The sequence below is a fragment of the Kitasatospora sp. NPDC048296 genome (assembly GCF_043201815.1).
In the GTDB taxonomy this organism is placed as follows: Bacteria; Actinomycetota; Actinomycetes; order Streptomycetales; family Streptomycetaceae; genus Kitasatospora.
This window is the reverse complement of the sequence record NZ_JBICZB010000094.1, coordinates 17379-25059: the sequence shown is the minus strand read 5'-3', so window position 1 is coordinate 25059 and position 7681 is coordinate 17379. Positions and strand designations below refer to the sequence as shown.

The window sequence follows — 7681 nt, the reverse complement described above, 5'->3', positions numbered from 1 at the left end:
CTACCTCACGCCACTCGAGATTCGGCGGCGGCACCGGCAAGGTCACACCCTCGCGGCGTAGACAGAGAGTGTCCAACCGCAGGGTGGAACTTCAGTAGGCTCCGACCAGCTGCTTGAAGTCGGAGGGAAGTTCCACGCCGAGTGCTACCTCCACCTCGGTCCAGTCTCCACGCGCCCACAGTGGTTGTGACGGCGGAGGGATGAGGCGAGTGAGGTCGTCGAACGCAGTCATAGGGTTGAGCTTAGGGGTGGTCGTCGCGAGTGACGCTGTCGCGCTCGCCTCGGACGCGAGTCGTGATCAATCCGCGGGTTCGGCCTCCCCCGGATGCCTGATCCGGTAGATCGTCTCTGAGTGCCGGAGCGCCCGTCGTCACCTGGCGCAGAACGGGAGAAGCCGTCGTGTGCAACAAGCTCACAGCACAACTCCTAGACAGCGTCGTCGCCCTCCTGTCCCCGGCAGATCGCAGCGCCTTCGAGGTGCTCCTACAGCGAGCTTCCGGACAGCAGCCGGGTCCACCAGCGACCACGAGGGGAACGGCCAGGAACCAACTGTCCTTGGTCTCCCATCAGTTCATTCCGATACCGCTGGGCGCGCCTCGGTGGACGGACTCTTCACGGCCGGGCGCACCTGCCCGGCCGGTCCGGCAGGTGTGGAACGGCGGGTTCACCTGCTTGCCCGCCCCACTGACCGGCGGGCCCGGCTGCACGTCTGCAGGTTCGGAATTGGCGTGCTCCGCATCGAGCAGCACCTACAACCTGCCTCTGCGACAGAACTCGCGGTCTGGCGGTACCGCTCCTGCCCGGAGAACCGCACCTGGGGTCGGACGGCGGTGTCGGCCAGGCGGCGGTGGGCAATGTCGGTGCTCTGGCGGGCCCGGTGGGCGGCCTCGGCGGCGCGGTCGGCGATGTTGCGGCGGTGGCGTGCTGCGCGCAGCGCGCGCTGGAGGACGCTCGCACCTCACGGCGCCGGAACACGGCATCGCGCACCGGCGGCACGAACCTCACGCGGTCGCCCGACCGGAGGTGCGGCCAGCCTGTCGCGACCCCGGCCGGATGCTCGGCTCGGTGCTGACGAACGCGGACCCCGGGCTGACCGTCGCCACGCTTCGGCCTGATGGAACTCCTCTCCGCCATCACGCGAACTCGACTGTCATGGACGATTCAAAGCCCTCATGAGACCTTCAGGCGTCGGGCCGTACGCTCCGCCCGCCATGCTGTCAAGAGTTGGCCAAGGAGCACCAATGCATGCATCAAGGCGGACCTTGAGCGATCCGCTGGCCCTCACGCTGGCGCTGTCGCTGGCCGCGAATCAACCACGCCGCCGCCGTCGTCAGCGACGGCGGCAAGATGGAGCTGCGCCAGCACGGCATGGTCGACCAGACCGCGCTGTACGACGCGCTGGCACGCCGGTCGAGCGGTTCTGGATCGTCCGCCCGCCGGGCACCTCCTGATGGCCCGCCGCTGGAAGGCGGCGACCGCCGCCGCCCTTGTGGCCGCCGTCGCCGCGTCCGGGGCCACCTTGTGGTGGCTCTCCGCCGACGACGCGGATTTGCGGTACGCCGACGACTACGCGGCCCACCAGCCGCTCCGAGTGGTCGGCTACCCATCCACTGGAAGCCTGCGCCTGACCCAGGAGGTCGTGTGGCGGCTCGCCGACGGCTCCCGGGGCAAGCTGGCGTCCATGGCCACCTCCGACGGGTCGGCAACCGAGGCGAACGCCACGGCGGCCAACTGGGTCCACAGCTTCCAGCAGGGGGCGACGGGACCGGTGACTGCGGAGTTCCACGGTGAGGCCTCGGAGCGGCAGACCGTCGTGCTGTACTTCGAACGCACCCGGCAGGTCAAGCAGATCAACCTGCGTCTGGACGGCAACGGCGGCGAGGACGGCTGGAAGGTCCGGATGCGGGAGACCGACCCGCAGGAGGCCGCCTCCCCACCCACCTGGGCCCCGGCAACCCCCGGCGGAACCCTCCCCCCGGCCGGGCCGTGACCGCGCTCGCCCCGTGAAGAGAGAACGGGCGGACGCTCCCCGGAGGAGTGTCCGCCCGTTCGGCGTTTCGACAGCTGCGCGAGGGTCTGTACCGGAACCCGGCTCTGCCTCGTAATCGGCAGTAGCGCTGCGCAGTGATCACTGGAGGAGCCGGCCTGTTTCGCGAGCGCTTCGGCCCCGGCCTGTTCATCGGTCTCAACACCACGGCAGCGGAGCACTCCGTACCGGCGCTGCTCGACCGGGCGGACGGCAATCCCCGTCGCGCCGCTGCGCTGGTCGCCTCCGAGACACCGACGGGTCCCACAGGCGGAAGCCCGGGCTGGTCGCCGACTTACTGACGAACACACCCGTACGCGAGGAAGGAGACAGCCCGTGAAGGACCCGCAGGTCCACCTGCTCCGGCACATGGCCTTCCCCCGCGCGGGGGAAGGCCAGATGATCCATGGGATGGATGTGATCAGCGTAGGTGACAGGGAGCAGAGGTTTAACGCGCCGACTTGAGTGACAGGGACTGATCAACCAACGAACACTCACATGAAAGGCTAAGTAGCAGGAATGGGAATCTCGATAAAGCACGTCGCCGCCGCAGCCCTGACGGTAGCGCTCACCACTGGCCTTGCCGCTCCCGCGGTGGCGACGCCGGTCCGAGCCACCTCCGCTCCCGTTGCGGCACCGGCCGCCGCCCACGCGGCGAGCAGCAGCGCAGTCACCGAGGAGCAGTGGCTCGACGACGTCAGCGCGGCCGTCGCGCCGGCCCGCGCGTACGTCGAGCAGCGTGTGGCCGACTCATCGGACCCGAACCCCGCCATCGTCTTCGACATCGACAACACCACCGTCGCCACGCACTTCCATCCCTTCACCGAGCCGGGCATCGCCCCGGTGGTGGAACTGGCGCAGTACGCGCACGAGCACGGCGTCGCGATCATCTTCATCACCGCGCGCCCCAGAGCCATCGACCCCGTCACCCGGCACACCCTGGAGGAGGCCGGCTACACGGTGGACGAGCTGTACAGCCGCGGCCTGTCCGACCTCTTCAAGCCCATCCAGGACTTCAAGACGAACGCGCGGATCGCCGTGGAGAACCAGGGCTACACGATCATCGCCAACATCGGCAACAACTGGACCGACCTCGACGGCGGCCACGCCGAGCGGACCTTCAAGCTCCCCGACTACAACGGCCTGCTCCCGTAAGAAGCCGTTGTCGCGGTGTCCGGGGCGGTCATCGATGCAACTCCCTGTCAGGGAGGAGCACCTGATGAGCGACGTGATCGCCTCGGTTGAGGCGGTGGCTCGTGAGGCGCTTGTGCCGGGAAGAGACGAGCCGCCGAACGATCCCTGCGAGTGCGGTGGGCGAGGCGTCGGCGGACGGACGTGACGGAGCTCATCAAATCCTCAGGATTCCGCTGTGATGATCTTCTGCGTCGGCGGCGGCGCCTTCCCGGTCCCCACGGACGGGGAGGCCCGCCGTCGACGCTCCCGGTTCGCGGCCGCAGGCGGCGGCCCCGGGCGGAAGCTTCCCAGCCCCTCGTGAAGGACTCGTACATGCACCACCACCGTCCCACCCGTTCTCGTCGCCGGACCGCCGGCTCCGTGCTGGCACTCACCGCCACCCTCGGCGTCCTGTCCGCCGCCCCCGCCGTCGCCGACCCCGCGCCGAACCCCACCCAGACCGCGGCCACCCCGTACCTGGACGCGGTCGAGGCGACACTGCGTCAGGTCTCCCCCGGCCTCGACGGATCGGTGTGGCAGCGCACCGCCGGCAACCGGCTCGACGCCCCGGCCGGCGACCCCGGCGGCTGGCTGCTGCAGACCCCCGGCTGCTGGGGCGACCCCTCGTGCACCGACCGGCCCGGCACCCGCCGCCTGCTCGACAAGATGCGCGAGAACATCGCCCAGGCCACCCGCACTGTCGACATCTCGACCCTCGCCCCCTTCCCGGACGGCGCGTTCCAGGACGCCATCGCCGACGGCCTCAAGGCCTCTGTCGCCGCCGGAAACCGGCCGCACGTGCGGATCCTGGCCGGCGCCGCGCCGCTCATCAACATCACCGCGCTCCCGTCGAAGTACCGGGACGAGCTGGTGGCCAAGCTCGGTGACGCCGCGCCGTCCGTGACGCTCGAGGTCGCCTCGATGACCACGTCGAAGACGGCCTTCTCCTGGAACCACTCCAAGCTGCTGGTCGTCGACGGACAGAGCGTCATCACCGGCGGGATCAACAACTGGAAGAAGGACTACCTCGACACCGACCACCCGGTCACCGACGTCGACCTCGCCCTGAACGGCCCCGCAGCCGCCTCCGCCGGGGCCTACCTGGACACCCTCTGGGACTGGACCTGCCGCAACACCGGCCTGCTCTCCGCCGCGTGGTTCGCCTCCACGGGCGGCACCCCGTGCACCCCCGACCTGGAGCAGCGGCTCAACCCCGCCGCCAAGGACGTCCCCGCGACCAGCACCGTGCCGGTGGTCGCCATCGGCGGCCTCGGCGTCGGCATCCGCACCTCCGACCCGGCCTCCGCCTACGATCCGGACCCCGTCCCGAGCGCCTCCGACACCAAGTGCGGCCCGATCGGCCTGCACGACAACACCAACGGCGACCGCGACTACGAGACGGTCAACCCGGAGGAGAACGCCCTGCGGGCCCTGGTCGCCGCCGCCAACAACCACATCGAGATCTCCCAGCAGGACGTCAACGGCACCTGCCCGCCCCTGCCCCGCTACGACGCCCGGCTCTACGACCTGCTCGCCGCCAAGATGGCCAACGGCGTCAAGGTGCGCATCGTCGTCAGCGACCCGGCCAACCGCGGCGCGGTCGGCAGCGGCGGCTACTCGCAAATCAAGTCGCTGACCGAGATCAGCGACGTCCTCAAGGCCCGCCTGGCCGCCCGCCTCGGTGACCAGACGCAGGCGCGGACCGCCATGTGCAACAACCTCCAGCTCGCGAGCTTCCGCGCCGCCCCCACCGCGACCTGGGCCGACGGCAAGCCCTACGCCCAGCACCACAAGCTCGTCTCGGTCGACGGCTCCGCCTTCTTCATCGGATCCAAGAACCTCTACCCGGCCTGGCTCCAGGACTTCGGCTACGTCGTCGAGGACCGCACCGCCGCCGCCCAGCTCGACGCGCAGCTCCTCACGCCGCAGTGGCAGTACTCGCAGGCCGCCGCGACGGTCGACTACAGCCGCGACATCTGCCAGGCCTGACGTCAGGCTGCCGCCCGATCCGGCGATCGGGCGGCAGCCGAGCGGGGTGCAGCCCCCGCACCTGAGAAGTGTCAAAACTCCGATCAGGCCGCTGAACTGGGTGTTTCACGCAGATCACGGGCGGTCTGATCGGGGTGGGGTGGTACTCGTTGAGGAGTCCGCCGGGTACTGGGTGGCGTCGGACTGCGGCCGTGGGCAGGAGGATGACGTTGGGATCGTCGTCCGGTGCTCGTAGGTCGAGGCTGCGGTGGGCTCGTCCGGCGTTGTCGTGCTCGGCGTACTCGGTGAGCACGGTGCGCAGGTGTCGTTCGCGGTGATCATCCGCCGAGGCTTCGGCTTCCACAGCGCCGACGCCGTCACGCGCTCGTCATGCTCGCCCTCGGCGGCAACCGCCCGACGCTGCCCTGTCGCCAACTCGCATGACCGCATCCACAGGTCCAGCAAAAGAGCCTTCAAATCTCAGGTTCAGACAACCGGGGGAACATCAGTGACGCCATTGGAGGAGGCTGCGCGGCTGAGAGTGCTGCTCGTCGACAACGAAGCCTTGATCAGGTCGGGGATCGCCATGATCCTCGGCGCCGCGCCCGGGTTGGAGGTCGTCGCGGCCTGCGAGGGTGCCGCCGCGGTGGCGGCCGTCGAGGAGCACCGTCCGGATGTGGTCCTGCTCGACATCAGAATGCCCGACGTGGACGGACTCACCGTGCTGCGCCGGCTGAGAGAGCTGGCCGAGCCGCCGCAGGTCGCGATGCTGACGACCTTCGATTCCGACGAGTACCTGAGTGAGGCCATGCGACTCGGTGCGGCGGGGTTCCTGCTCAAGGACACCTCGCCGGACCTGCTGGTGCGCTCGGTGCGGGCCCTGGCCACCGGCGCGGGCTGCCTGTCGGCCCCGGTCGTGCGGCGCTTGCAGGGCATCCACCCGGCCGGGGCTCCTTCGATCGCCGCCCGGACCGTGGACGCGCTGTCCCCGCGTGAGCTGCAGATGCTCGGCCACCTCGGCCGGGGGCTGTCCAACACCGAGATCGGAGCGCGGATGCACCTCAGTGTCGCGACGGTCAAGGACAACGTGCGGGCCGTCCTCGGCAAGCTCAAGGTGGCCAACCGCGTCCAGGCGGCCGTACTGGCGGACCGCCTCGGCCTCGTCGAGGACATCAGCGGTCAAGCCGTGACCGATCGAAGCGCGCACGGTTCGTGCGGCTGCTGCGGCGGCCCGGGCCTTGCTGGTCCCGGTGGTCGATGACCTCCTGCTGGTGGTCCTGGCCGCGCTGGACGCGCTGCTGTAGCTCCCCCGCCAGGGACTGGTACGTCGCTGTGCTGCCGATGCTCGCGTCGGTGGTCCTTCTGGCGCGGCGCCGCTGGCCTCCCACGGTGCTGCCGGCCACGAACGCCGCTCCGCTCGGCGGGACGTTGGCCGCAGGACCGAGTGCGGACGGCGGATTCACCGTCAGCCTCTGGCTGCCTTTCGCTCTGCCCGAGGTGAATTCCCATCCTTCCCGGTGCCCTAAAAGCTGGTGGAATCCCTGGGCGGGAAAAGGGGCTCATACGGTCGACCTCCAGTTGGCTGTCCACCTGACCCCGCCATTCGGCGGGGGCCGTACCCCCAACCGATGAAAAGACCGACCTATCGGCGAGCGAGACCATCCTTCGTGGTCATCCGCGCAGGTCGGAAATGGTGCCGATACCACCGACAGCCACGGCAACCCGCCGTTTTCCCGTGGATTCATTCCGGCCATTCCTCGCGGCCAGGTTTCTCGCTGCTAGGGTCCGGTCTCGATCACGGGGGGAAGCGTTGGTCATCTGCAACGCTGCGATTTCTCGCGATCCGACGTCGACGTCAACCACCAAGTACGACACCGACTGAAGGAGCGCATCTTGCGCATACGTTTCCGCGCGGCGCACGCCGCCGCTGCTGTCGGGACGGCGGCCGCGGCCACACTCGGCCTGGTCGCCGCCGCCGTACCGGCCAGCGCCACCAGCGACTCGTCCAGCTGGAACCTGCCGGGCGGTGACAAGTGGCAGGTGAACGCCTGGCACTGCGGCACCTACTCCTCGGCGTGCAGCTGGAGTTCGTCCACCAAGCTCCAGGGCGGGAATCCCCGCACCGCCCAGTGGATCGAGAACCGGGTCGAGTTGGAGGCCCACGGCATCAGCGCCAGCCTCACGATCTCGAAGTCGCCCAGCGCCAGCCTCACCATGAAGAAGCGGTCGCTCGGCGAGGTGCGCTGGCGAAACTCCAACTCGTGGATCGCCGACAACAGCGGCGTGATGAAGCCGAGTTGGAACACGACGTTCGTCTCCACCCGCAGCTGCGGATCAGGCCGGGTGAACGCCAGCATCAACGTGTCGGAGAAGTGCGCGTACGCAGGCGCGTTCTGACCGCCGGAGCCCTGGCGGGGGGGGGGGCGGGCGCCCCGCCGGGGGGACCCCCGCCCATTTGGGGGGGCCGCACTTCGGCCCGTCCGCCCCGGCGGTGTGCCCCCCCCCCCCCACCCC

5 protein-coding genes are annotated in these 7681 nt (G+C 69.7%); all 5 read left to right on the top strand.

Annotated elements, in window-relative coordinates:
• The first annotated feature begins 1450 nt into the window (after window positions 1-1450).
• The 5 genes from ACGF12_RS34315 (at window position 1451) to ACGF12_RS34295 (ending at window position 7564) form a co-directional block, all read left to right on the top strand.
• The gene (locus ACGF12_RS34315) at window positions 1451-1990 is read left to right on the top strand and encodes a hypothetical protein (protein ID WP_393039090.1); all 540 of its coding nucleotides are present in this window, start codon (window positions 1451-1453) and stop codon (window positions 1988-1990) included.
• Between the two features lie 555 nt (window positions 1991-2545).
• Complete coding sequence (locus ACGF12_RS34310; protein WP_393039087.1) at window positions 2546-3181, top strand: HAD family acid phosphatase; 636 nt, start codon at window positions 2546-2548, stop codon at window positions 3179-3181.
• A 351-nt stretch (window positions 3182-3532) separates the two neighbouring features.
• Window positions 3533-5188 (top strand): phospholipase, encoded by a 1656-nt coding sequence (locus ACGF12_RS34305; RefSeq protein WP_393039084.1) that lies wholly within the window; start codon window positions 3533-3535, stop codon window positions 5186-5188.
• Window positions 5189-5435: 247 nt separating this feature from the next.
• Window positions 5436-6428, top strand: a complete 993-nt coding sequence (locus ACGF12_RS34300) for a response regulator (RefSeq protein WP_393039081.1) — start codon at window positions 5436-5438, stop codon at window positions 6426-6428.
• 632 nt (window positions 6429-7060) lie between these two features.
• A complete protein-coding gene (locus ACGF12_RS34295) occupies window positions 7061-7564 on the top strand; it encodes a hypothetical protein (RefSeq protein ID WP_393039078.1) in 504 nt (167 codons plus the stop codon).
• Window positions 7565-7681 lie beyond the last annotated feature (117 nt).

What these genes read in the sequence shown, in the direction of transcription:
- ACGF12_RS34315 (WP_393039090.1), top strand. Translation starts at nt 1,451, where the DNA reads ATGGCCCGCCGCTGGAAGGCGGCGACCGCCGCCGCCCTTGTGGCCGCC.
- ACGF12_RS34310 (WP_393039087.1), top strand. Translation starts at nt 2,546, where the DNA reads ATGGGAATCTCGATAAAGCACGTCGCCGCCGCAGCCCTGACGGTAGCG.
- ACGF12_RS34305 (WP_393039084.1), top strand. Translation starts at nt 3,533, where the DNA reads ATGCACCACCACCGTCCCACCCGTTCTCGTCGCCGGACCGCCGGCTCC.